Annotated in this window: 24 protein-coding genes; 8 read left to right on the plus strand and 16 right to left on the minus strand. The window is 66.4% G+C overall.

Annotated elements, in window-relative coordinates; all coding sequences use genetic code 11:
* Positions 1–24 precede the first annotated feature (24 nt).
* From ACQUQR_RS10970 to ahaH, 8 genes are all read right to left on the minus strand, one after another.
* Positions 25–1437, minus strand: a complete 1413-nt coding sequence (locus ACQUQR_RS10970; RefSeq protein ID WP_435196519.1) for an ATP synthase subunit B — start codon at positions 1435–1437, stop codon at positions 25–27.
* 2 nt (positions 1438–1439) lie between these two features.
* Positions 1440–3197 (minus strand): ATP synthase subunit A, encoded by a 1758-nt coding sequence (locus ACQUQR_RS10975; protein ID WP_435196520.1) that lies wholly within the window; start codon positions 3195–3197, stop codon positions 1440–1442.
* 1 nt (position 3198) lies between these two features.
* Positions 3199–3522, minus strand: coding sequence for a V-type ATP synthase subunit F (locus tag ACQUQR_RS10980; RefSeq protein WP_435196521.1), 324 nt, complete (start codon positions 3520–3522; stop codon positions 3199–3201).
* Positions 3519–4577 (minus strand): V-type ATP synthase subunit C, encoded by a 1059-nt coding sequence (locus ACQUQR_RS10985; RefSeq protein WP_435196522.1) that lies wholly within the window; start codon positions 4575–4577, stop codon positions 3519–3521. The genes ACQUQR_RS10980 and ACQUQR_RS10985 overlap by 4 nt, the downstream gene beginning before the upstream one ends.
* Positions 4574–5158, minus strand: a complete 585-nt coding sequence (locus tag ACQUQR_RS10990; protein ID WP_435196523.1) for a V-type ATP synthase subunit E — start codon at positions 5156–5158, stop codon at positions 4574–4576. The genes ACQUQR_RS10985 and ACQUQR_RS10990 overlap by 4 nt, the downstream gene beginning before the upstream one ends.
* A 21-nt stretch (positions 5159–5179) precedes the next feature.
* Entirely contained in the window at positions 5180–5437 is a 258-nt protein-coding gene (locus ACQUQR_RS10995) for a hypothetical protein (protein ID WP_435196524.1), read from the minus strand.
* Between the two features lie 156 nt (positions 5438–5593).
* Complete coding sequence (locus tag ACQUQR_RS11000) at positions 5594–7732, minus strand: V-type ATP synthase subunit I (protein ID WP_435196525.1); 2139 nt, start codon at positions 7730–7732, stop codon at positions 5594–5596.
* The gene (gene ahaH, locus ACQUQR_RS11005; RefSeq protein WP_435196526.1) at positions 7719–8051 is read right to left on the minus strand and encodes an ATP synthase archaeal subunit H; all 333 of its coding nucleotides are present in this window, start codon (positions 8049–8051) and stop codon (positions 7719–7721) included. Before ahaH ends, ACQUQR_RS11000 begins: the two co-directional genes overlap by 14 nt.
* A gap of 145 nt (positions 8052–8196) precedes the next feature.
* Here ahaH and ACQUQR_RS11010 point away from each other — a divergent pair, with 145 nt between their 5' ends.
* Positions 8197–8838 (plus strand): methyltransferase domain-containing protein, encoded by a 642-nt coding sequence (locus ACQUQR_RS11010; RefSeq protein ID WP_435196527.1) that lies wholly within the window; start codon positions 8197–8199, stop codon positions 8836–8838.
* Here the strand turns inward: ACQUQR_RS11010 and ACQUQR_RS11015 are convergent.
* Both ACQUQR_RS11015 and ACQUQR_RS11020 read right to left on the minus strand, forming a co-directional pair.
* Positions 8835–9296, minus strand: a complete 462-nt coding sequence (locus ACQUQR_RS11015) for a type IV pilin (RefSeq protein ID WP_435196528.1) — start codon at positions 9294–9296, stop codon at positions 8835–8837. The two genes, ACQUQR_RS11010 and ACQUQR_RS11015, sit on opposite strands and share 4 nt — an antisense overlap.
* A gap of 31 nt (positions 9297–9327) precedes the next feature.
* On the minus strand, positions 9328–10566 hold the full coding sequence (locus ACQUQR_RS11020; RefSeq protein WP_435196529.1) for a DUF7096 domain-containing protein: 1239 nt from the start codon (positions 10564–10566) through the stop codon (positions 9328–9330).
* A 154-nt stretch (positions 10567–10720) separates the two neighbouring features.
* Between ACQUQR_RS11020 and ACQUQR_RS11025 the strand changes: the two genes are divergently transcribed.
* The 5 genes from ACQUQR_RS11025 to ACQUQR_RS11045 all read left to right on the plus strand — a co-directional run bounded on the left by ACQUQR_RS11025 (position 10721) and on the right by ACQUQR_RS11045 (position 15091).
* A complete protein-coding gene (locus ACQUQR_RS11025; protein ID WP_435196530.1) occupies positions 10721–11782 on the plus strand; it encodes a helix-turn-helix transcriptional regulator in 1062 nt (353 codons plus the stop codon).
* A gap of 108 nt (positions 11783–11890) precedes the next feature.
* Positions 11891–12685: an electron transfer flavoprotein subunit beta/FixA family protein gene (locus ACQUQR_RS11030; protein ID WP_435196531.1), complete on the plus strand. Its 795-nt coding sequence runs from the start codon at positions 11891–11893 to the stop codon at positions 12683–12685.
* A complete protein-coding gene (locus tag ACQUQR_RS11035) occupies positions 12682–13647 on the plus strand; it encodes an electron transfer flavoprotein subunit alpha/FixB family protein (protein WP_435196532.1) in 966 nt (321 codons plus the stop codon). The genes ACQUQR_RS11030 and ACQUQR_RS11035 overlap by 4 nt, the downstream gene beginning before the upstream one ends.
* Before the next feature lie 102 nt (positions 13648–13749).
* On the plus strand, positions 13750–14589 hold the full coding sequence (locus tag ACQUQR_RS11040; protein ID WP_435196533.1) for a polyprenyl synthetase family protein: 840 nt from the start codon (positions 13750–13752) through the stop codon (positions 14587–14589).
* Positions 14579–15091 (plus strand): GrpB family protein, encoded by a 513-nt coding sequence (locus ACQUQR_RS11045; protein ID WP_435196534.1) that lies wholly within the window; start codon positions 14579–14581, stop codon positions 15089–15091. The genes ACQUQR_RS11040 and ACQUQR_RS11045 overlap by 11 nt, the downstream gene beginning before the upstream one ends.
* Before the next feature lie 170 nt (positions 15092–15261).
* On the opposite strand, the gene ACQUQR_RS11050 is transcribed toward ACQUQR_RS11045, so the two are convergent.
* The 6 genes from ACQUQR_RS11050 to ACQUQR_RS11075 form a co-directional block, all read right to left on the minus strand.
* Positions 15262–15879: a hypothetical protein gene (locus tag ACQUQR_RS11050; protein ID WP_435196535.1), complete on the minus strand. Its 618-nt coding sequence runs from the start codon at positions 15877–15879 to the stop codon at positions 15262–15264.
* A 435-nt stretch (positions 15880–16314) separates the two neighbouring features.
* A complete protein-coding gene (locus ACQUQR_RS11055; protein ID WP_435196536.1) occupies positions 16315–17301 on the minus strand; it encodes a winged helix-turn-helix domain-containing protein in 987 nt (328 codons plus the stop codon).
* A 6-nt stretch (positions 17302–17307) separates the two neighbouring features.
* Positions 17308–17937: a hypothetical protein gene (locus ACQUQR_RS11060; RefSeq protein ID WP_435196537.1), complete on the minus strand. Its 630-nt coding sequence runs from the start codon at positions 17935–17937 to the stop codon at positions 17308–17310.
* A 160-nt stretch (positions 17938–18097) separates the two neighbouring features.
* Positions 18098–19183 carry a DUF373 family protein gene (locus ACQUQR_RS11065; protein WP_435196538.1) on the minus strand — a complete coding sequence of 362 codons (1086 nt, stop codon included), beginning with the start codon at positions 19181–19183 and terminating at the stop codon, positions 18098–18100.
* A 24-nt stretch (positions 19184–19207) separates the two neighbouring features.
* Positions 19208–19858: a DUF6517 family protein gene (locus ACQUQR_RS11070; protein ID WP_435196539.1), complete on the minus strand. Its 651-nt coding sequence runs from the start codon at positions 19856–19858 to the stop codon at positions 19208–19210.
* A gap of 49 nt (positions 19859–19907) precedes the next feature.
* Positions 19908–21209: an MFS transporter gene (locus ACQUQR_RS11075; protein WP_435196540.1), complete on the minus strand. Its 1302-nt coding sequence runs from the start codon at positions 21207–21209 to the stop codon at positions 19908–19910.
* Positions 21210–21290: 81 nt separating this feature from the next.
* Between ACQUQR_RS11075 and ACQUQR_RS11080 the strand changes: the two genes are divergently transcribed.
* Together ACQUQR_RS11080 and ACQUQR_RS11085 are read left to right on the plus strand one after the other, a co-directional pair.
* Positions 21291–21818, plus strand: coding sequence for a YbhB/YbcL family Raf kinase inhibitor-like protein (locus tag ACQUQR_RS11080; RefSeq protein ID WP_435196541.1), 528 nt, complete (start codon positions 21291–21293; stop codon positions 21816–21818).
* A 64-nt stretch (positions 21819–21882) separates the two neighbouring features.
* The gene (locus ACQUQR_RS11085) at positions 21883–22875 is read left to right on the plus strand and encodes a radical SAM protein (RefSeq protein WP_435196542.1); all 993 of its coding nucleotides are present in this window, start codon (positions 21883–21885) and stop codon (positions 22873–22875) included.
* Positions 22876–23021: the final 146 nt, after the last annotated feature.

Here is a 23021-nt window from a genome sequence, read left to right on the forward strand (position 1 = left end):
GAAAAAGGGAAGAAAGCGAAGCCGTCAGTCCGCGGCGACTTCTTCCGCGACTTCCTCGTGGTAGTACTCCTCGATGAGCTCCTCGTCGATACGGTTGAGCTCCGCCTTCGGGAACGTCGAGAGCAGTTCCCAGGCGATGTCGAGGGTCTCCTCGATGGAGCGGTTCGTGGTGTACCCCTGCTGGAGGAACTCCTCTTCGAACCGGTCCGCGAAGTCGAGGTAGCGGCCGTCACGCTCGGAGAGCGCTTCACGACCGACGATGTTCACGAGGTCACGCAGGTCCGACCCCTCCGCGTACGCGGCGTAGAGCTGGTCGGACACGTCGGCGTGGTCCTCGCGGGTGAGTCCCTCACCGATACCGTCGTCCATCAGACGGGACAGCGACGGCAGCGGGTTGATCGGGGGCTGGATACCCTGACTGTTCAGGTCACGGTCCATCACGATCTGGCCCTCCGTGATGTAGCCGGTGAGGTCCGGAATCGGGTGCGTGTCGTCGTCACCCGGCATCGTGAGGATGGGAATCTGCGTGACTGAGCCGTCGCGCCCCTCGATACGACCGGCACGCTCGTAGAGCGTCGCCAGGTCGGTGTACATGTACCCGGGGTAGCCACGGCGGCCGGGCACCTCCTCACGCGCCGCACCGATCTCGCGGAGCGCCTCACAGTAGTTCGTCATGTCCGTGAGGATGACGAGGACGTGGTAGTCCTTCTCGAACGCGAGATACTCGGCGGTGGTGAGCGCGAGCCGCGGCGTGATCGTCCGCTCGACGGCGGGGTCGTCCGCGAGGTTCATGAAGACGACCGACCGCTCGAGTGCACCCGTGCGCTCGAAGTCGTCCATGAACGCGTTCGCCTCCTCCGCCGTGATACCCATCGCGCCGAAGATGACGGCGAACTCCGAGCCCTCACCGCCCTCGGCCTCCTCCTCGGGCACCGTCGCCTGCCGGGCGATCTGGAGCGCGAGGTCGTTGTGCGGCAGCCCCGACCCGGAGAAGATGGGGAGCTTCTGGCCGCGAACAAGGGTGTTCATCCCGTCGATGGCGGAGACGCCGGACTGGATGAACTCCTCGGGGTACTCCCGTGCCGTCGGATTGATGGCCGCGCCGACGATGTCACGGCGCTCCTCGGGTTCGATCTCCGGGCCGTCGTCGATCGGCTGGCCCGACCCCGAGAGCACGCGACCGAGGAGGTCCTCGGTCAGCGGCATCTTCAGGGTCTCGCCCAGGAAGCGGACGGAGGACTTCCGGTCGATACCGTCCGTCCCCTCGAACACCTGGATCGCGACGTACTCGCTGGTCGACTCCAGCACCTGACCGCGACGCGTCTCACCGCTGGGTGTCTCGATCTCGACGATCTCGTCGTATCCGACGGGCTCGTCGACCTCGGCGAACACCAGCGGGCCGCTGATCTCCGTGATAGTCTGGTATTCCTTCTGCATGGTTAGTACAGCTCCCGGAGCTGCTCCGTGATGTTCTCCTCGAGGTTCGGGATGAACGCCTCGTAGTCCTCGGCCGTCCCCATGCGGTTGAGCTGGGGGGCAGCCTCGATGCTCTGGATCTCGTCGACGGGCGCGCCGGCTTCCAGCGCCGAGAACGCCTCGTCGTGGAACGTCTTGATCGCGCCGAGCATCATGTAGATCTTCTCGGGCTCACAGTACGTGTCCACGTCGTGGAACGCGTTCTGCTGGAGCCACGCCTCGCGCAGGTAGCGGGCGACCTCCAGCGTGAGCTGCTGGTCGTCCGGCAGCGCGTCCTTCCCGACGAGCTGGACGATCTCCTGGAGCTCCTGCTCCTCGTCGAGGATGTCCACGGCCCACTGCCGCTGCTCCGGGAAGTCCTCCGCGACGTTCTCGCGGTACCACGGGTCGAGCTGCTCCTTATACAGCGAGTACGACTCGTTCCAGTTGATAGCCGGGAAGTGACGACGCTCGGCGAGGTCCGCGTCCAGCGCCCAGAACGTCTTCACGATACGCAGCGTGTTCTGCGTGACCGGCTCCGAGAAGTCACCGCCCGGCGGGGAGACGGCCCCGATGACCGAGACGGACCCCTCCGTGCCGTTGATGTTCTGGAACAGCCCGGCACGCTCGTAGAACTCCGAGAGACGCGCGGAGAGATACGCCGGGTAGCCCTCCTCACCGGGCATCTCCTCCAGCCGGGAGGAGATCTCGCGCATGGCCTCGGCCCACCGCGAGGTGGAGTCGGCCATGAGCGCCACGTCGTACCCCATGTCGCGGAAGAACTCCGCGATGGTGATCCCCGTGTACACACAGGACTCACGCGCAGCGACCGGCATGTTGGACGTGTTCGCGATGAGGCACGTCCGGGACATGAGCGGCTTGCCCGTCAGCGGGTCCTCCAGCTCGGGGAAGTCCTCGATGACCTCGGTCATCTCGTTGCCCCGCTCCCCACAGCCGACGTAGACGACGATGTCCGCGTCGGCCCACTTGGCGAGCTGGTGCTGGGTGACCGTCTTGCCGGAGCCGAACGGCCCCGGAATCGCGGCCGTCCCACCCTTCGCGATGGGGAACAGCCCGTCGAGGATGCGCTGCCCCGAGACGAGCGGCTTCGTCGGGGTCTGCTTGTCCTGTGCGGGACGGGCCTTCCGGACCGGCCACTCCTGGTGCATCGTGACCTCTTCACCGGAGTCGAGTTCGACGACGGTCTCTTTGACCGTGAACTGGCCCGCCTCGACGGCGACGACCTCGCCGCCCTCGTAGTCCGGCGGGACCATCACCTTGTGCGTGATGGACTCCGTCTCGGGGACCTCACCCACGATGTCGCCGGCCGACACGTGGTCGCCCTCGCTGACGACGGGGGTGAACTCCCACTTCTTCTCCATGTCGATCCCGGGGGCGTCGACCCCACGGTCGAGGAACGCACCCATCTGCTCTTCGAGCACGTCCAGCGGACGCTGGACACCGTCGTAGATCGCGTCCAGCATACCGGGTCCGAGGTCGACGGCCAGCGGCTCGCCCGTGTTCTCCACGGGTTCGCCGGGCGCGACGTCGGACGTCTCCTCGTACACCTGGATGGTGGTGATGTTCCCCTCGATTTCGATGACCTCGCCCATCAGTCCTTCGTGGCCCACGTAGACCACGTCGTTCATCCGGGCATCGAGGTCCGCGGCGGTCACGACAGGACCGCTCACGCTTTCGATGACGCCGTCCTGTGCGACGTCGGATTCGGTGGCTTGACTCATATTATTCTTCCTCCATTAGGTCGATACCGATCGCCCGTTTGATCTGCTCGCGGAGGCCACCACTGCCGGCGCCACCGCCGAGCGTCACGAGGACGGGTTCGACGCTTGTTTCGACGGTCTGTCGGACGGTACGCGAGAGGTGATCGAGGTCGTCGTTGTGCATCACGATGATGCCGACCTCGTCGTCATCGAGCATCGACGAGACCGCCTCGTCCAGCTCGTCGTCCTTCTGTTCCTCGGGAACGTTCTCGAACCTGCGGACGCCCGCAAGTCGGAACCCCGTCGTGAACTCCGGACTGCCGATGACACCGATCTCCTGACTCATAGGATCACCAGCTCCTCTTCGATCTCTTCGTTGTCGAGGCCCGCCTCACGGCCACGCGCGATGGCGCGGATGTTGTCGACCTCGCGCTCCTTCGCGAGCACGTAGGCGAGCACCGGGCACACCGACAACGGGTAGCGGTTCGAGAGCTTGTCCGAGAACTCGAGCAGTGCCTCGTCGAGCGCGTGCTCGAACGCGATGAGGCCCGACGCCTCCTCCAGCGTGTCGAGCGCCGCGTCCAGCTCGTCACCGTACGTCGACTCGCGGATGCGAGCGACGAGCTCGTCCGGGTTCGTGGCAAGCTGGCGCAGCGCGTCGGAGTCGAACAGCCGACCGCCGGCGATGTAGTACTCCGCGGGGTCGATATCCGCACCCGAGCGGGCCAGCCGCAGCGCGTTCCGGATGTTCCGGAAGTCGATCTCCGCACGGAGGAAATCGATGTACAGCTCCGTCGCGCGGTCCGGCTCGGAGGGGAGCCCCTCCAGCAGCCGTTCGTAGAAGGCGCGGTCCACGGCGTTCTCGAGCGGGACGAGCACGCCCTCCTCCTCGTAGCGCTCGTAGGCCGCGGCGAGCGGCTCGCCGAACATCGTCCCCTCGAGGAGGTCGACGACCGCCTCGATGGACTCCGCCTTGGTGAGCTCCGTGAGGAACGCCTCGGAGAACTCGCCCGCGCGGATGAGGTCGTCGTCGATCTCGCTCCGGTCCGCATCGGAGTAGAGCCCACGGATGACCGTCTTCACGTTCCACGCGTCGAACTTCCGGAGGTACCGGGCGACGTAGTCGTACAGCTTCCCGTCCGCCCAGTCGAGGAGGTCGTCGAAGTGCTTCGCGAGGTTGCGGTTGAGCGCGTACTCGATGAGGTCGACGCCACCGTAGCGCGCCCCGAGCGCGTTCATCTCCTCCTCGTACTCCGTCTCCTCCATGAACCGCGAGATCTCGCCGGGGCCCATACGGACGAGCTTCCGGTAGTCGTCCGCGTCGAACAGCGAGGCACGCCGGGACCGCACACGGGCGGTGACGTACTCGTAGTTCGCGCTTCCCTCGGCTTTGACCCTCATCGTTCCTCGAAGAGTTTCGTGCTGATCGCGCGGAGGTTCTCCTCCCAGACGTCTTCGAGCACGGAGTCGAAGGTGTTGTTCACGCGGACGCGCGAGCCCTCGGCCTCGACGACGACGCCGCCGAGACAGTCGTACTCGCCAGCGTACTCGTAGCCGTCGTAGTCCGCGAGGACTTCCTCGAGCAGCTCCTCGTCCCCGGCCGCCCCGTAGACGTGGACCTCCTCGGCGTCCTCGAACTCGGCCGCCGCCGCGTCGAGCAGCGTTTTGGTCAGCTCCGCACGCCGGTCGCCCTCCAGGGTCGCGATTGCCTCCTCGACCTGCGCCTTGACGTCCTGGAGGACCTCGCGGCGCGCCTCGAGACGCTGCTGTTTCGCCTCGAGTTTCGCGCTGGAGAGCGTCTGCTCGCGCTCCTGTTCGATCTGTCGTTCAACGTCCTGTTCTGCATCCTCGACGATCTCCGTGGCGTCGGCTTCGGCCGCCTCGAGGATCTCCTCGGCGCGGGCCTCACCCTCGGCGCGTATATCCTCCGCACGCGCGCGGGCTTCGTCTCGGATGTCCTCTACAACCGTATCAAGGCTCATTGTTGAAAGAAAGGGGTGCGTTTACAGCGTGAGGAACACGACGACGAGCGCGAGAATCACGAGCGTCTCCGGCAGGACCGTCAGGATGAGGCCCCGACCGAACATCTCGTCGTCCTCGGCGATCGCGCCGACTGCAGCCGCGCCGATGCCACGCTCCGCATAGCCCGCACCGAACGCAGCCAGACCGACTGCGATGGCGGCGGCGGAGGTCGCCGGGATGGCGGAGTGTTCCGTGAGCGGTACGAGCGTGTTGACAAGGGCCGTAACGAGTTCCATCATGTTGGTAGTGTCCTCTGGATTCTGCTATCCGAACAAGGCTAACTCGTCGTAAGAGACTCATAAAACTTCCCAAACGCCCGCGAGGCGACGCCTAACACCCGCCGACCAGACGCGTGGCTACCGGTGTCAGAAGTCGGAACGGTTCGGGGGAGTCCGTTACTCCTCGGCCGTGTACTGCCGCTCGTAGCCGAACGGCGTGTACTTGCGGCCACCGCCCTCGTAGAACTTCCCGAAGAACTCCACGTACTCGAGACGCACCGCCTGCAGGCCGGCGGAGGTGATCCCCAGCACGAGCACGAGCAGGTGCCCGAGCACGAGGATGACGAGCCCCGCGAGCCCGCCGAGGATGAGCTCCGGCGCGCTGGAGCCGTTGAGGAGCCCGTAGAAGATGACCTCCGGCGCGTCGGGTGCGGGCGGGTGGTCCGAGAAGAAGATGAGGTGGAACTCACCCTCCTCCGAGTACGCCCCGAACACGAGGAGGTTCACCGCGAGCGCCATCCCGGCTTTCGCCAGCAACACGGCGGCGATCCGCGTGTAGGAGATGACGTGCCCGAACGCCTCCGTGATGGATTCGATGAGCGCGATGCCACCCTCCGCGTAGATGGCGAGCACGAGCCCGAGCGCGGCGAGCCCGGCACCGGCCCACCCGACCGTCGGCGAGAAGCCGGCGAAGCCGAGCGGGACGGCCGCGGCCTCACCCGACGAGAGTACCTTGAACATGAACGGTGGCTTGGCGCTCTTCCCGACGGTGGAGAACACCCACAGCCACGTCCCGATGGTCATCATGACCCACGAGAGGCTCTCGACGAACGCCTCGCCGACGCCGTGGTGGAGGTTGTTCACGAAGTCGAAGACGCGCCCCACAGTCATGTGGAACACGCCGGCGACCACGGAGAGCAGGAGCCACGCCTGCGCGTACTTGATGTAGGCGGGCTGGAGCCCCTTGTGGATCGGCGGGTGTCCGGCCCACAGGATCTCACCGAGCTGGTGGAGCCCGAAGAACTCGCCGTACAGGATACCGAAGATAGCGGTGAACAGCCCGGAGAGGACGCCCACACCACCGAGCGACCGGATGATATCCGAGTCGAACCTCGTCATCAGGGCGTAGCCGAGCCCCATGTAGAGGAGCCCGTAGCCCAGATCACCGATCATGAATCCGAAGAACACCGGGAAGGTGAGGAACAGGACCACGGTGGGGTCGAGCTCCGAGTACTTCGGACGGTTGATGACCTCGACGAGTGCCTCGAACGGCTTGACTGCGCCGGGGTTGTTCTGGATCACCGGCGGCAGACCGCCGGACATGGCGACATCCGTGCCGCCGTCCGCGGCGACGGCCTCGCCGACCGGCTCCGAGCTGTGCGCGTGGCCGTCCTCGTAGTCGGACCGCTCCAGCTCCTCGATCTCGATGTGGTCGCCGACAGCCTCCTGCAGCGCCTCCGCGAGGTCGACGAAGCGCTCCGTGGGGATCCACCCCTCGGCGACGAAGGCGTTCTCCGTCGTCGCGAAGGAGAGCGGCGCCTCGCGCTTCTGGACCTCGATGGAGAGCTTCTCCTCGGCCGCCAAGAGGAAGCCGCCCACTTCGAGTTTCAGCTCCTCCAGCTCGTGTTCGACCGTCTCGAGCTTGGAGTCGAGCTGCGATTTGCGGCTCTCGAGCTCCGCAACGTAGGACACCGGGTCCTCGTCGGCGTCGGGGATCTCGATCGCGGTGAACGAGGCGCTGACGAGCGCGTCCGAGAGGGCGGCATCGGACGGGTAGGCGAACACGGCGAGGACGCCATCCTCGCCGAACACGTCGAACGCCTCGATCCCGTCGGCCTCGACGAGGGCGCGGCGGATCGCGTCCTCGTCACCCTCGCCGACCGCGACCTGCAGGGTGTCGTACCCCTGCAGGAGGTCGAGGTCGATTCCGAGCGTGACGAACGGCTCGACGGCGTCGAGCTGCTCCTCGACGGACCGGCGCTCGTCTTCGAGCTCGTCACGGCGGTCGTCGAGTTCGTTCGCGCGCTGGCGAGCCGCCTCGAGCTCCTGTTCGAGCTCCTCGTCGTCGAGCCCGCGGGCAGGCCCCGCAGCGTCCTCGTCGACGTCGAGGATGGATTCGAGCGACCGGACGGTGACGAGCTTCTCGGAGGCGTCCTCGGCACCCTCGGCCGGGTCGCCGGGCTGGAACCCCTCCCAGGCCCCGTCGTAGTCGGTCATGTCGAACAGCCGCAGGTCGTGGATGGTCTCGATGGTCTCGTCCATCACGCGCTTGGACCCCGTCACCGAGACCCGGCTCATTCGCTCAGGTCTGAGCATGCACCGCCTCCTCGAAGAGGTCCACGACGTGTTCGACCACCTCGTCCTCGCGCTCGACCGCGCGGGCCTCGAGCTTCTCGCGTTCGGCCTCGCCTTCCTCGACGATGACCTGTCGCTCCTGCTCGATCTCCGAGCGGGCCTCCGCCAGCCGCTCCTCTCTCAGTTCGGCGGCCTCCTCCTCGGCGGCCTGTCGGATGTCCTCGGCCTCCTCGCGAGCCTCCGAAATCAGTTCTTCGCGGTCCGCTTCCGCGTCCGCGATGATCTCGTCCGCGGCTTGCTCGGCCTCCTTGATTCGGTCTAAAACCTCTGGCCTCGCCATACTTATATCACGAGATGGTTCGGAAAGCGTCTATTTGGTAGTTGCGAAAAACCTCGCGTGCGCGAGTCCGTAGTTCACGCGCTCCTGGCCCACCTCCCACACCGGAAACCGCAGAATTATGCCGCCGCCGTTCCAACGTCGCCCAATGGGAATCCTCGAGAACAAGGCTCGCGCGCGGCTGTTCTACAAGTACCTCTCGAAGGTGTACGACGAGATCAATCCCTTCATCTGGAACGAGGAGATGCGCGACCAGGCGCTCGAGTGGTTCGACGTGAGCGAGGAGGACCACGTCCTCGACGTGGGCTGTGGGACCGGCTTCGCCACCGAGGGGCTGCTCCAGCACACGAACCACGTCTACGGGTTAGACCAGTCGATCCACCAGCTCCAGAAGGCGTGGACGAAGTTCGGGAAGACCGACCAGGTGCGCTTCTTCCGCGGTGACGCGGAGCGACTCCCGTTCGCCGACGACTCCTTCGACGCGCTGTGGTCCTCCGGGAGCATCGAGTACTGGCCGAACCCCGTCGCCGCCTTGGAGGAGTTCCGCCGCGTGGTCAAACCCGGCGGGACCGTCCTCGTCGTCGGCCCGGACTACCCGAACGCCACCGTCTTCCAGAAGCTCGCGGACGCCATCATGCTGTTCTACGACGAGGCGGAGGCCGACCGGATGTTCACGGAGGCGGGCTACACCGACTTCGAACACCACATCCAGCAACGCCGCCCCGGCTCCCCGCGGGCCATCACCACCGTCGCGCGCGTCCCCGAACTGACAGAGGAGCTGGAGGCCTAGGCGGTCGTCTCCGCGACCACGACCAGCGTCTCGCCCGCGTAGATCCGTATCTCAACCGTCGACCCCGACTCGACGAGCGGCGCGTTCGTGCCCGCCAGCCGGAGCGTCGCCGTCTCCCCCGCCGTCCACACCCCGTCGTCCGCGCGGTTGAACGGCCCCGAGGGCGCCCCGCGGAACCCCCGCGCCCCGACGAAGGGGACCGGCGGCTGATGGCGCAAGGGTTCATCGTCGATGCGGATGTTCACGGCCAGCGAGCCCGCGTCGAGCGTGTCACCCCCGGCGTGTGTCACCGAAATCGTGTCCTGCGCGGCGTCCGCACTCACGTCGAACGTCGCCTGTGCCGGGGCGGCTGGCGGGGCGAACGAGAGCGCGCCGGCGCCCACGACCCCCGCGAGCGTGACGGTGACGGCGAGCAGGCTCACGACGCCGATGACGGGGGAGACCCCTCTGGTGTCCATGGGGGCGCTGGCCCCCTCTTCGTACAAGAAGCTACGCTGGGAACGTCGTGGAGTCGACCGTGACGTTGGCGCTGCGGCCGGCCCACGTCGCGCTGACCGTCGTCGTCCCGCGGGGCGCGATGATCCAGCGGTCGCCGTTCTCGTCGACGGTCCCGACGCGCTGGTCGCCGACGTAGATGACGGCGTCGCGCGGCAGGCCCGTGGAGGCGTTCGTGACGGTGACCTGCGCCGGGCCACCGGGGTGTGTCGCCCGGACCCGGACGCGGAAGCCGTCCTCGGAGACGTTCGCGACCGTCGTCGTCGGGACGCGCTCTACGTCCTTGTACTGCACCTCCCGGAACACCTCCCCGGTGCGGTTGTCGTAGTACGCGACGAGGTCGAACCGCTGGTCCGTCCCCTGCGGGTGGTTCACGCCGAACGCGTACACCCCGGCGTCGAGGTAGTACGGCGCGTTCGTGAACAGCCCGATGTTGTAGACCCCCTGCTCGATGGCCCACGGGTAGAGTCCGAACAGCTCCTCGCGGGCCTCGTCGAACGTCACCCGCGGCTCGTCGTCGGGGGCGAACGCCCCGCCGTCGTACGTCTCGCGGACGTAGGTGGTGCCGAACTCGCCGCGAGAGAGCGTGGTGAGCGTCACGCCGTCGCTCGAAGTCTCGATGTATACGCGGACGGACGACTCACCGGTGAAGCCGGCGGCGATGGCGCTCCGGACCGGCCCGTCGAACGGGAGGAGCCGGGCTTTCATCCGGGCGATACGCGACTGCTCGACCGGCTCCCCGACCGCCCGGCTGAGCGAGTAGAGCCGGGCGATGGCGGTCTCCAGCGCCTTCGCCTCCGCGTTGACGGCGGCGAGCTCGCGGAGGTAGCCGCGGGCCGACAGCTGGTCGCTGTTGTAGGCGACGAGCGCCTCGCGCTGCCGGCTGTGGAGGGCGTCGATGCGGTCGTCGATGCGGTCGGCCGCCTCGCGGACGACGGCGCGACGCGCGTCACTGCTCTCTGCGGCGCGATACGCCTGTTGTAACCGCGTGGCCTCGTACTGGCCCCGCAGGCGGGCGTTGTCGACGGCGAGGCTCCCGCCCACATCGAGCGTGACGACGTCGAACCGTGTGGTCCGGATGTCGTCGGCACCCAGCGAGAGATACGACGTGGTGTTCGCTTCCTGTTGGACCGGTGTCGAGAGGGCGTCGACCGAGCTGGAGGACCCGGGGGCGGCGACGGCGGTCGCCGAGAGGACCACGAGGAGGGCGAACGCGACCGGTGCGGCGTCCATATCCCCCCATCCGTGACCGGAGCACAAAAAGCCGCTCGTTCCCCCGGTCCGTCCGACGAGACCGCCTGAGAGGCGGCGAGACCATTCACGGAGCCCGGAGACGTTTCATCACCCGATGGAAAGCGTTTTCCCGCCGGGGACTGCATGAACGGCCATGCGGTCTGGGCCGCCTTCCGCCCTCCTGTGTGTTCTCGCCCTCCTCGCGGCCACCGTGGTTGCAGGCGGTGCCGGAGCCACGGCTCTCCAGACCACCACCGACCCGGGCGAGATGACCATCGAGGTCGCCCTCCAGCCGAACGGTGACGCCCGATGGACGGTCACCACGACGTTCCCCCTCAACGACACCGACGACACGCGGGCGTTCGAGGCGCTCGCCGAGCGGTTCGAGTCGGACGAGGAGGACACCGCCTACGGCATCGAGCCGTTCCAACGCGCCGCCACCGAGGCGAGCGAGGCCACCGGCCGACGGATGGCGATCACGGACGTTCGCTACTCCTCGGAGATCGAGTCCGCCGGGAACAACTCCACGGGCCGGCTCGTCCTCTCGTTCACCTGGACGCAGTTCGCCACGACCGACGGCGAGGAGTACGTCGTCGGCGACGCGTTCAACACCACCGACGGGACGTGGCTCACCGGCCTCAGCCCCGACCAGACGCTCGTCGTTCGGACGCCACAGGGGTACGGCGTCTTCGACGCGCCGAAGCAGGTCGAACAGGGCGCGCTCGTCTGGGAGGGCCCCACCTCGTTCGAACCCGGTGAGCTCCAGATCACCTACACGCGCTCCGCGAACCCCACGACCCCGACGCTGACGCCGACCCCCGGCGAGCCGGGAGAGAACGGGACGCTCCTCCTCGTCGCCCTGCTCGCGCTCGGACTCGGAGGACTCGGGGTCGGTGGGTATCTCTACACCCGGCGGTCGGACGGCGGGGAGGAGCCCGACCCCGCGCCCGCCGCGGAGCCGGAGCCGGCCGCGGACGCCGAGGACGAACCCGACTTCGAGCTCCTCTCCGACGAGGAGCGCGTGGAGTACATGCTCGAACAGAACGGCGGGCGGATGAAGCAGGCGAACATCGTGAAGGAGACGGGCTGGTCGAACGCGAAGGTCTCACAGCTCCTCTCGGCGATGGACGAGGAGGGGCGCATCGACAAGCTCCGGATCGGCCGTGAGAACCTCATCTCGCTGCCGGACGAGGAGATCGCCGACTTCGACGAGTGACGGAACCGACCCACGGCGCAGGACCCCGCGTTTCGGCGGCTGTATTTGCCGCGTTGCGCCATTCGGAAACGTTTAACCCCGAATGGTCGTGAATTGTAAGCGACAACGATGAAAATACTCGTCACCGTTAAAGAGGTGGCCGAGGTCGAAGACGAGTTCGAGATCGACGGACTCGACATCGACGCCCGGTACCTCGATTACGACCTCAACGAGTGGGACGACTACGCCGTCGAGGAGGCGGTCCAGATTTCCGAGGAGAACGACGACGTGGAAGTCGTCACGGTCACCATCGGCCCGGAGCGCTCGGAGGAGACCATCCGCATGGCGCTCGCGAAGGGCGCCGACCGCGCCATCCGCGTGTGGGACGACGACCTCGAGGCCGCCCAGTTCCTCGATGTCTCCACGAAGGCCGACCTGCTGGCCGCCGTCGTCGAGGCGGAGGAGCCGGACCTCGTCCTCACCGGTGTGCAGGCCAACGACGACTCCTTCGGCGCGACGGGCGTCGCCCTCGCCGAGGCCATCGACTTCGAGTGGGGCGCCGTCGTCAACGCCCTCGACCTCGACCTCGACGGTGGCGTCGCGAGCGTCCACCGCGAGCTCGAGGGCGGGGTCGAGGAGCTGACCGACATCCAGCTCCCCGCCGTGCTCACCATCCAGACCGGTATCAACGAGCCGCGCTACGCCTCCCTCCGCGGGATCCGCATGGCCCAGCGCAAGGAGCTCGACGTGCAGACGCTCGGTGACCTCGGGCTGGACGCCTCCGTCACGGAGACGCCCGTCGAGCGCACCTCGATGTACGAGCCCGAGTCCGAGGGCGACGCCGTCGTCTGGGAGGGCTCCGCCGACGAGACCGCCGGCGAGCTCGCTGCGTTCCTCCGCGACAAGGGGGTGGTCGAAGGATGACGGATGTGCTTGCAATCACCGAACACCGTCGCGGCAGCCTCCGTGACGTCTCCTTCGAGATCATCACGGCCGGCCGACAGCTCGCCGACGACCTCGGCGGCGACCTCCATCTCGGTGTCATCGGCGGCGACGTCGACGACTTCGCCGAGGAGCTCGACCGCGAAGGCGTGGACGCAATCCACACCGTCGCGGAGGGCGAGGAGTTCAACCACGACATCTACGTGCAGGCCATCGAGCAGCTCTACGCGGCCTCCGGCGCGTCGGCGCTCCTGATGCCGAATACGGTCAACGGCCTGGACTACGCCCCGGCCGTCGCCGGCTCGCTGGAGCTCCCGCTCGTCACCGACGTCGTCGGCTTCGACGGCTCGGGAACCCTCGAGGTCACCCGCGAGCAGTACGCCGGCAAGGTCGAGACCACCCTCGACGTGAACGCCGACGCGTTCGCGCTCACCATCCGCCCGGCCGAGTGGCCGAAGGCGGAGGGCGCCGGCTCCGCCTCGGTGGAGGCGTTCGACGCCGACATCGACGAGTCGCGCGTCCGCTCGACCGTCACCGGCTTCGAGGAGGTCGGTGGCGGCGACGTGGATATCTCCGAGGCCGACGTGCTCGTCTCGGTGGGCCGCGGTATCGAGGAGGAGGAGAACCTCCCGCTCGTGGAGGCGCTCGCCGACGCGCTCGGCGCGACGCTCTCCTCCTCGCGACCCATCGTCGACAACGGCTGGCTGCCGAAGAACCGGCAGGTCGGCCAGTCCGGGAAGGTCGTCACGCCCGACGTCTACATCGCCATCGGCATCTCCGGCGCCGTCCAGCACGTCGCCGGCATGAAGGGCTCGGACACCATCATCGCCATCAACACGGACCCGAACGCCCCCATCATGGACATCGCCGACTACGCCATCGTCGACGACCTGTTCGACGTGGTCCCGCACCTCATCGAGGAGTTCGGCGGCGAAGCGCCGTAACCCGGCTCCCGTCTCTTCTCTCTTTCCGGCTGCCGAGGCCGGCACCGTCCCACCTCTCCCGTTCCGTCACCTACTTGCACCGTTCGGGCCCAACTACCGGTAATGGAGTATCTCGAACGCCGCCGGTCGCGCATCGAGTCGCGGCTGGAGGCGGTGCTCGACGGGGTCGAGCCGAGCGAGCTACGCGAGGAGGTGGAGCACGTCTCCTTATCAGGAGGCAAGCGCGTCCGTCCCACGGTGACCGTACTCGCCTGCGAGGCCGCGGGCGGAAAAACGGAAGACGCCGTCGACTTCGCCGTCGGCATCGAACTCGTCCACAACGCCTCGCTGGTCATCGACGACATCATCGACGAGGCCGACGTGCGCCGCGGCGTCGCGGCCGCCCACGCCGCGTTCGGCTTCGGCCCGGCCATCATCGCCTCCGACGGCCTCCTGGGGGAGGCGTTCGCCCTCTTTTCATCCGACGACCGCGCGATGCAGACCGTCGCGGACGCGATGGTCGAGCTGGGCGAGGGCGAGGCGACCGAACTCGTCGCCCAGCCGACGAACGAGGCCGAGTACATGGAGCTCGCCCGCCGGAAGACGGGGGCGCTGTTCCGCGCCGCCGCGGAGCTGGGGGCCATCGCCGCCGACGCGGACCCCGAGACGGTTGACGCCTTCGGCGAGTACGCGGAGAAGGTCGGCATCGCCTTCCAGATCCGCGACGATGTCCTGGATGCGACGGCCGACCCCGACGAACTCGGCAAGCCCACCGGCCTCGACGCCGAGATGGAACGCCCCTCGCTCGTGCAGGTGACGGACCTCTCGCCCGAGGAGGCGAACGAGCGGGCCCGCGCGCAGTCGGACGAGGCGCTGGAGGCGCTCGAGTCCGCTGCCCAGGAGTCACAGGCGATGGAGTATCTCCGCGACCTCGCGGAGTTCGTCGTCGTCCGTGAGCGATAGTCTGGGACTGGCGCGGGGGACCGTTTCCCTTCGAGAGTACGACCCCGCGTGGCCGAAACTGTTCGAGGCGGAACGGGACCGGCTCCGCGAGTGGCTTCCCGACGCCGTCGCCATCGAACACGTCGGCTCGACGGCGGTTCCGGGCCTCGCCGCGAAACCGGTTCTCGACATCACCGTCGCGCTCCCGTCGCTCGCGCACGCCCGTGCACACCGCGCTCGACTGGAAGCCGAGGGCTACGAGTATCGCCCGAACGACCCCGTCATCGACCGCGCGTTCTACGCGAAGGGGCCCCGCGACTGCCGGACGCACTACCTCTCGCTCACCGCCTTCGGGAGCGACACGTGGCGCGACCAACTCGAATTCCGGGACGCACTTCGCGGGAGCGAGGAGCTTCGAGCCGAGTACGAAGCGCTGAAACGACGGCTCGCGAGCGCACACGCTGGAGAGCGGGGGCGCTACACGCGAGAGAAAGCCGATTTTATCGAGCGCGTCCTCGACTAGTGGTGTTTCAGGTCTGTTCTCGTGAGCTCATCACTCCGATCGTGAGAAGAGTAGTACCAACATCTGACAGAGATAGCGTGACCGATAGAGAGGATAGATGCATCACCACTGTCCACTGTGTGCTCCCGACAACGAGCGCCGTGAAGTGCCACGATCACGTCAGCAGACGGTCACGCGGCCGTATCGGTCGGCGTCACACGGTCTTTTGCGATGGTATCCGTTCGAAGTGTGTACCCGATAGCGAAATGAATCAGGGCTTGCACGCTGCCGAGGACCACAGCACTACCAGACGTGGCGTAGCCGGTAGCTACGGTCACGATCATCACCGCGAGTACAGCCGGTACTGCGATCAAGAGCAGGCCAACGGTCCGTGAATGGACACCAGCACGGAGGCTGGCAACTCCGAACGGGAGGTATCCGAGGAACTGCCCAAGTACCATCCCGGCGGGGAGCGCGGCGAAGAAGGCCGGAGTCACCGCTGGAGCCACCCAAATCCCAACGTGCCATATCGATGTGATTGCAGAGGCCACCAATCCGATAGTCGCGAAGACAGCACCAACCTGCGTCAACCATCGGGCCCGATCCACGAGACGTGGATACAATCCGAACATCCCGAGGAATGCGAAGGCGAATCCGGCGGGGCCGAAAATATCCTTCGGTGCGGATTCGTTCATGAACGCCTCGACGCCGTGGAGCGCCGCGAAGACGACGAACAGTCCACCGGCAATCAGGAACAGTAATCCCGTTCGCCCGTTGATTGATTCCAGTACCCCATCACTGTCTCCCATTTTCAGTCACCTCCGGACTGTTGTCGCTGATGTCAGTGGTCGGTTCGTGTGACGATACGCCGGACGAGTACGCTATCTGTTGTGTCATAGTTGGTATGGTTCAGTCGGATGCGGCGGGCGATTCGGATTCTCATCCCGAGTGGCGTCGGGTCGCTGGAAGATCACGGACACGCGAGTATTCCCCAACGATATCAGTGAGTGCTCGCCAGACCACTACCGAATTTTTCCGAGATGCCGATACCATCTTGCTGGTCTTCCCCCACGGTTCCAATTACTTGGACTGCGGTGGGATACCACAACTGTGGGAGTGAGATGTAATAAATATCATTTGGATGATATTCCAATAATATATCTTACATTTCCTTGGTGGCGGCCTTACAACAATCTCGAGAAGACGAGGTGTCCGTCGAAAGCTGGCCAGCGATCAGACCGTGCTCACCGACGGACATCAACGACGCTGGCGGTCTCGTCGAAGGTCAGGTGAACCTCGTTCCCGTCGATAGCAGCTGTGACAGTGACTTGCGGCGGATTCACGGAAACGATGTCCAGCTCGTGATCATACACCAAACCGAAGACGCGTCTCGCACTCTGGAAATCGGCGGCGTGGACCCGCGGCGACACCCCATAGTCATCGTAGAGAGCGACCACTGCCGGGTGGAACAACGCGAGCCACTTCGGATTCGGGACTGCGTAATGTTTGCAGATCCGGCACTCGAGGTGTGCCCACGCACCGATTATTCGCCCGCAGTTCGCGCAGTCACTGGTTGGCTCGTGGTTCGGACAACACTCAAGACGCCCCACAACCGGCCCCGAACAGGTCGGGCAGAGTCCATTGAAGAGGGTCCGCGCGCGTCGCACTGACGCAGCAACGCTTGCGGCGTGCAGTTCCTCAGGAGATCTGCCATTCACCCCCGCCGGTTCGAAATAGTTTCCCAGAAGCACGCTCTCGATGTCCGCTTTGCCGGGCGCTACTCCCTCACACTCGGTACAGGTGAGAAACATGACGCCCTCCCGGTAGGCAATCTCCGTCGGAGCATCACACAGTGGACACGGCTGGTCGATATCCGTCGGTTCAAGGGTGGCGTCACTCACTCCTGTTCCCGCGATAATCGTCCGTACCAGTTTCAGCCCGGGAATCGTGAGTTCGTATCCCCCGCGTTCGGTGTGCTGAGTGATGAACTGCCCTTCGAGTTGATCGAGGTGATAGCTGAACGTCCCACGGTCATCGCAATTGACTCGCTCGAAGAGTCGAGAGAACGGTACGGTGTTGTCCTCTGCGAGTGGGACTTGTTTCTCCCAAATCGCCAGCAAGATGTTCAGTCGCGTCTCGTTTCCGAGGAGCGCGAAGGCTTCGGATATGTGTTCGTCGGCGGGCCCGGTGTCGGCCTCTCGATCAAACCCGATCCCGCTCGTGTCAGACATGGCTTTTCACCCCGCGACCACATCGCTTGGTGAGGCGGCGTGGTCTGTCGGACGGTCCCACGTTCGGAGCGTGTATCCGAGCGCCATCATAGACAGGGCCAGTCCTCCCCCGATGAACACCCCATCCAGAGCGGACACGCCGGTGAGGACCGAATCAACGACCAGGGCGGCGGTCAGGATGCTCGGGACCAATACGAGGAGACCGATGCTCCGAGAACTGTCAATACGCAGGGTAGCAACGCCGAACAGGCCGTACGTGAGGATCGTTGAGGCGAGCACGATGACAAAAAAGACATCTGGGAGCGCGTCGCCTAATGAGGAGACGATTCCAGCGAGTTCGAAAAAGCGCACGACAGTCATAACGAACCAGCTCACGAGTGCGACCACACCTGTGGCGGCAGCGGCCCGTGCCAGCCTGGGCGTCCTGTTGGCGAGTACCGGATAGAGTCCGAGTAACCCGACGAGCGCGACGAAATGACCTGTGGTAACGAATGCGTCCGGTGGTGTGACTATGTCAGTGAACGCGTGAACGGCGGACATCGCAGCGTGGCCGATCAAAAGGCTCCCGCCGACGAGAAATAAGGTCGGACTCCACTGTTCAACCGAACTCCACTGTGTCGTGTGATCACTACCCATACAGAACGTAGGAAAACCAACTATAAATTATCAGGGGGAGGGTTACGATTCCATTCCGCAACATTCACGCTGTGTATCTCGCACGGCGTCAGAGACGTCCCTCGTATTTAGCAGGTGAATATCGGCGATCCAAACCCACAGTTTCAGGCTCGAAGAGACACTAGTTCGGGGCTTCCGAGTCCGGTTTGCGGGGCGAGCGCTGTTCCGCGACCGCGAACGCGAGGGTGCTGATGAGCCCCAGCAGGGTGCCGGCGGTGAGTGCCCCGGCGAGATACGAGAGCGTGGCGAACTGCAACTCGAGCAGATACGCCGAGAGCGCGTGGACGACGACGGCGATGGCCGTGACGTAAAAGGGCGCGTTCAGGTAGCGCCAGCGGAAGCTCCCGGCGAGATACTCGTCGGTGATCCGGCCGAGCGAGGCGACGATGCCGGCGAGGGCGAACCAGACGACCGCGCCGTAGCCGACCGCCGAGACCGTCCGGACCACGTCCGGGTCGGGAATCGATGCGAGCGTCTCCTGCCCCCCGGCGATCCCCACGGCCATGAGTGCGAGTGCGACGACGCTCGTGATGAGCGTCATCCGCCCCGTGTAGAGGGCGATGCGGGCGCGCTCGACGAGCCGATCGACGGTGCGTTCGAGCCCGAGCCCCTGAAAGAGGATGTAGAGCCCGAGCAGCCCGGAGATGATGCCGAGCGACGAGCCGGGGAGGCCGAACTGCTCGGCGAGCGTCGCCACCGGATAGATGAGAAGCAGGATGCCGATGGGGACGAGCACCGTGCCGCGCGTCTCGGGGTCGTCGAGCACCTGCTTGATGGTGTAGTACATCGACTCGAGGTTCTGCGCCTGCCGGACGATGACGCGGCGGACCCCGTCGATGGGGACCCGTGAGCGGATGACGGGAATCACCGACTCGTCCTGTGCGCCGTCGGTGACGACGAGCGCGCGGACGTCCTCACCCGTCTGGAGCGAGGCGAGCACGCGGTCGATCTCCTCGCCCACCTTGCGGTTGGCGGCCACGTCACCCGTCGCGGTGCCGGTGACGACGGCCACCTCGACGGCCTCGTCGACGATGCTGTCGTGGATGTGGATCCCCTCGAAGATGACGTTCACGTCGGAGTCCTCGGGGTCCGCGGTGGCGAGCGCGACCGCGGCGTCCTGGACCGACTCCCGACCGATGACCGGCGTCTCCATGCCGGTCTTCCGGCCGAGGTCGTCGTCTAAGTCCACGCACAGCACCAGCAGCATTGGTCGGGAGTATGCCGGCCGGGGTTAACTGCTTTCGGGCGCGTGGGTGACCCCACTCAAGAGCCGGTCGACGCGCGCGCGTTCGTCCACCTGTCGCGGGTGGACCGCGAGCCCGAGCACCAGGTCGTCGCCCGCCTCGACGGGGTCGGTGAGGTGGACCCGCACCTCGGCCTGGACCCCACCGAGCGTCGCCGTCCCCTCGTAGGTGACCACCGTCGCCGTCGTGCCGAGCATCGGAACCGACCGCTCGCCCGTCCGGGAGAGGTCCTGCACGTTCGCCTGCTCGGCGACCATGTTCGCGATCTCCTCGTTCGAGAGCTCCGCGAGCGGGTTGAGCGACTGGCCCGCCACCGAGAGCCGCGGCGTGGAGAACGCGACGAACGAGGCGAACCGCGTGCTCGTGACCGCGAGGTTCAGTTCCCGGTCGTACTGTGCCGCGTGGTTCGTCACCTCGACCTCCCGCGTCTGGCCGGCGACGGTGACCGTCTGGGTGGTGGTCTGGGGGCCGACCCGGACCTCGCGGTAGCCGGTCCCCGAACGGGCATCGGGGGAGACCGAGACGGGGGAGGCGGCGAACGTGAGCGGTTCCGTGCCGGTGAGGAAGCCGAGACAGCCGGCGAGCGAGGAGATGCCGGCGAGGCCCGTAGCCGCGAGGAAGCGACGACGTGTCTGCATACGGGAGGGAAGGCGACGCGAGGAGAAGGCCGTGTCGGTCGTCCGACAGTCACCGCACGTGGCCGGGGTCGGCCGGAACCGTCTCCCCACTCCCGGTGGAGAGCCGCGTCGCGAGCGCGAGCGTCGGCAAGAGGACGAGCGTCCCCAGGAGGAACGGCGCCCAGTAGTCGATCCCGGCGTACGCCGCACCCATCACGACGGGACCCACGGTGCGGGCGAGGCTCCCCGCCCCCTGCGTCAGGCCGAACGCGCTCCCCTGGCGGTCGCTGGAGGCCTTCGCCGAGACGAGCGCGGTCAGCGTGACGTTCACCACGCCGTTGCCGAGCGCGAGCAGCCCCAGCACGAACAACAGCGCGAGCAGCGCCGGGGTGAGAAAGCCGACGAGGCCCGTGAGATCCGGGAACAGCACGCCGAGCTCCGGCGTGAGCGGGATCCCCCCGAGCGCGAGCGCGAGCAGCCCCATGCTCGCGAGCGTGAGCGACTTCTCCGAGTATCGCCTCGTCAGGGGCCCGATGAGCACCCCCTGGACGATGACGGCGAGGACGCCGATATACGTCAGCAGGAGGGCGGATTGCGACTCCGTATACCCGTAGATGTCGGCGACGAACGGGATGAACATGATCTGGACGCCCGAGAAGGCAAAGGAGAGGAGGAAAAACGAGACCAGCAGGCCCCGAACGTCCGCGTTCCGGAGCGCCTCCACGAGCTGGGCCCACTGCGACTGGCGTGCGCCCTCGGCTTTCACGCGGGATTCGGGGAGCCGGAAGTAGGCGAGGATGACCGCGAACAGGGAGGCGAAGGCGGCCGCGAACGCCGGCAGCGAGAAGCGCGTGATGGGGACGATATCGGGGACGACCCCGTCGACGAAGGCGACGACGGCGTCGAACGAGAGCACCGCGCCGATGCCGGGCCCGAAGATGAAGCCGAGGCCGAACGCGGCGCCCAGCAGGCCGAGCGCCCTCGCCCGCTCCTCGGGTGGCGTGATGTCGGCGATGTAGGCCTGTGCGGTGGCGATGTTCCCGCCCATCGCGCCCGCCAGCCCGCGGGCGACGAACAGGAGCGTGAGGCCGTTCGCCAGCCCGAACAGCGTCCACGCGACGACGCTTCCCGAGACGGAGAGCATGAGAACGGGGCGGCGGCCGTACCTGTCGGAGAGCGACCCGAGCAGGGGGGCAAACAGGAACTGCATCAGCGAGTAGGTGGCCGCGAGCGCGCCGATGACGAGCTCGTTCCCCCCGAAAAAGCGCGTGTAAAACGGGAGGATGGGGATGACAATGGAGAAGCCCAGCAGGTCGATGAAGACGACGGCGAACACCACGGCGATGGCCCGCCGGCGGGCGAGGGCGTCCATACCCTGGCTGTGGACCGAACCCCTAAATAGCCGCCACCCTCGCCCGTGTGAGTCATTACCACCCACTGCGTATGGGAAGCTATGGGGACACACACCGACACCACCGACCTCGTGACCGGGTTCACCGTCCGCGTGCCCGCATTCGAGGACGAGGGGACCATCCCACCGGAGTACACCTGCGACGGCGTCGACGTGTCGCCGGCACTCGAGATCTCCGGAGTCCCCCCGCGCGCGCAGTCGCTCGCCGTGCTCGTCGACGACCCCGTGGCGCCGACCCCGAAACCGTTCGTCCACTGGGCCGTCTGGAACGTCCCGCCCGAGACGCGGAGGGTCGACCGGGGCATCGCGCCCGTCCCCCGCGTCGCCAGCCTCGCCAACGCCCCGCAGGGAACGAACGGCTTCGGCAAGACCGGCTACGGTGGGCCCTGCCCCCCGACAGCCGACGACCCGCACCGCTACCGTTTCCGGGTGTTCGCGCTCGATACGGTCCTCGACCTCGACGCGGGCGCCACCGGCGAGCAGCTCAACGCCGCGATGAAGGGCCACATCCTCACCGAAGCGACCTACGAGGGGCGCTACGCCCGGCAGGAACACCACGCGACCGCGTGAGGGCCACACACGCCCGGGCGTGGAACGCACGACTTTTCCCGCTCCCGGACAGAGAGGCAGACGAATGATTTCGAAGGGCTGTGAACAGTGCGCGGAAGGGGGGAAGATGGTGCTCTTCGTCTACGGTTACTGCGACCAGCGCGACTGTTTCTACTGCCCGCTCGGTGAGAACCGGAAGAACGTCACGCAGACGTACGCCAACGAGCGACCCATCGAGAACGACGAGGAGATCTTAGAGGAGGCAAAGCGCATGAGCGCGCTCGGCACCTCGATCACGGGCGGAGAACCGCAGGAAGCGATGGAGAAGACCTGTCGCTACCTTCGCCTGCTCAAAGACGAGTTCGGCGAGGACCACCACACCCACCTCTACACGGGCATCACGGGTGGCCGCGAGAACATGCGCCGGCTCGCGGAGGCCGGCCTCGACGAGATCCGCTTCCACCCGCCCTACGAGCTGTGGGGCGACCTCCACGGCACGGAGTGGGAGGAGATCCTCTACATCGCCCGCGAGGAGGGCCTGACCCCCGCCTTCGAGATTCCGGGCATCCGCGCGGAGCCGGAGTTCCTCGACTTTTTGGACGAGGGCGCCGCCGAGTTCTGCAACATCAACGAGTTCGAGATGTCCGACGGCAACTACGAGCGGATGCAGGCCGAGGGGTACGAGCTCCGCGAAGGCCACATGAGCGCCGTCGACGGGAGCCACAACATCCTGGAAGAGATGGCGGACCACGAGCGCGTCTACTTCTGTACCTCGGTGTTCAAAGACGCCGCCCAGCACCGCTCCCGGCTGAAGCGCATGGCGAAGAACATCCGCCGGGAGTTCGACGACATCACCGACGACGGGACCCTCGTCTACGGCAAGACCTGGGAGACGGAAGAACGCCTCCAGGAACTCGGCGTCCCCGAGGAGTTCTACACGGTGAAGACGAACCACGTCGAGTTGGCGTGGTGGCTCCTGGAGGAGATGGTCGAGGAGGGCGACGTCGAGAAAGGCGAAATCGTCGAGCAGTACCCGACGTACGACGGGACCATCGTCGAGCGGACGCCGCTGGCGTAATCCTATAGCGCCCGAAGGGCGCGGCAGCACCGGACGCGAGTACCACGAGCGTCCGGGCTTTTTTCGTCCAGGTTTTTGCGGTGAGTGGTGTGCGAAGCACACCCGAACCGGAAAAAGGTGGGATGCGGACCATCGTCGAGCGGACG

The organism is Natronomonas sp. EA1 (assembly GCF_051195035.1).
Lineage (GTDB): Archaea > Halobacteriota > Halobacteria > Halobacteriales > Haloarculaceae > JBNTJV01.

Bases quoted from the DNA above. Each gene is read 5' to 3' on its own strand.
- ACQUQR_RS11080 (WP_435196541.1), top strand. From the start codon at position 21,291: ATGGGGACACACACCGACACCACCGACCTCGTGACCGGGTTCACCGTC.
- ACQUQR_RS11085 (WP_435196542.1), top strand. From the start codon at position 21,883: ATGATTTCGAAGGGCTGTGAACAGTGCGCGGAAGGGGGGAAGATGGTG.
- ACQUQR_RS10995 (WP_435196524.1), bottom strand. From the start codon at position 5,437: ATGATGGAACTCGTTACGGCCCTTGTCAACACGCTCGTACCGCTCACG.
- ACQUQR_RS11015 (WP_435196528.1), bottom strand. From the start codon at position 9,296: ATGGACACCAGAGGGGTCTCCCCCGTCATCGGCGTCGTGAGCCTGCTC.
- ACQUQR_RS11010 (WP_435196527.1), top strand. From the start codon at position 8,197: ATGGGAATCCTCGAGAACAAGGCTCGCGCGCGGCTGTTCTACAAGTAC.
- ACQUQR_RS11025 (WP_435196530.1), top strand. From the start codon at position 10,721: ATGCGGTCTGGGCCGCCTTCCGCCCTCCTGTGTGTTCTCGCCCTCCTC.
- ACQUQR_RS11050 (WP_435196535.1), bottom strand. From the start codon at position 15,879: ATGGGAGACAGTGATGGGGTACTGGAATCAATCAACGGGCGAACGGGA.
- ACQUQR_RS11060 (WP_435196537.1), bottom strand. From the start codon at position 17,937: ATGGGTAGTGATCACACGACACAGTGGAGTTCGGTTGAACAGTGGAGT.
- ACQUQR_RS10980 (WP_435196521.1), bottom strand. From the start codon at position 3,522: ATGAGTCAGGAGATCGGTGTCATCGGCAGTCCGGAGTTCACGACGGGG.
- ACQUQR_RS10970 (WP_435196519.1), bottom strand. From the start codon at position 1,437: ATGCAGAAGGAATACCAGACTATCACGGAGATCAGCGGCCCGCTGGTG.
- ACQUQR_RS11000 (WP_435196525.1), bottom strand. From the start codon at position 7,732: ATGCTCAGACCTGAGCGAATGAGCCGGGTCTCGGTGACGGGGTCCAAG.
- ACQUQR_RS11030 (WP_435196531.1), top strand. From the start codon at position 11,891: ATGAAAATACTCGTCACCGTTAAAGAGGTGGCCGAGGTCGAAGACGAG.
- ACQUQR_RS11040 (WP_435196533.1), top strand. From the start codon at position 13,750: ATGGAGTATCTCGAACGCCGCCGGTCGCGCATCGAGTCGCGGCTGGAG.
- ACQUQR_RS11070 (WP_435196539.1), bottom strand. From the start codon at position 19,858: ATGCAGACACGTCGTCGCTTCCTCGCGGCTACGGGCCTCGCCGGCATC.
- ACQUQR_RS11020 (WP_435196529.1), bottom strand. From the start codon at position 10,566: ATGGACGCCGCACCGGTCGCGTTCGCCCTCCTCGTGGTCCTCTCGGCG.
- ahaH (WP_435196526.1), bottom strand. From the start codon at position 8,051: ATGGCGAGGCCAGAGGTTTTAGACCGAATCAAGGAGGCCGAGCAAGCC.
- ACQUQR_RS11055 (WP_435196536.1), bottom strand. From the start codon at position 17,301: ATGTCTGACACGAGCGGGATCGGGTTTGATCGAGAGGCCGACACCGGG.
- ACQUQR_RS10990 (WP_435196523.1), bottom strand. From the start codon at position 5,158: ATGAGCCTTGATACGGTTGTAGAGGACATCCGAGACGAAGCCCGCGCG.
- ACQUQR_RS11035 (WP_435196532.1), top strand. From the start codon at position 12,682: ATGACGGATGTGCTTGCAATCACCGAACACCGTCGCGGCAGCCTCCGT.
- ACQUQR_RS10985 (WP_435196522.1), bottom strand. From the start codon at position 4,577: ATGAGGGTCAAAGCCGAGGGAAGCGCGAACTACGAGTACGTCACCGCC.
- ACQUQR_RS11075 (WP_435196540.1), bottom strand. From the start codon at position 21,209: ATGGACGCCCTCGCCCGCCGGCGGGCCATCGCCGTGGTGTTCGCCGTC.
- ACQUQR_RS10975 (WP_435196520.1), bottom strand. From the start codon at position 3,197: ATGAGTCAAGCCACCGAATCCGACGTCGCACAGGACGGCGTCATCGAA.
- ACQUQR_RS11065 (WP_435196538.1), bottom strand. From the start codon at position 19,183: ATGCTGCTGGTGCTGTGCGTGGACTTAGACGACGACCTCGGCCGGAAG.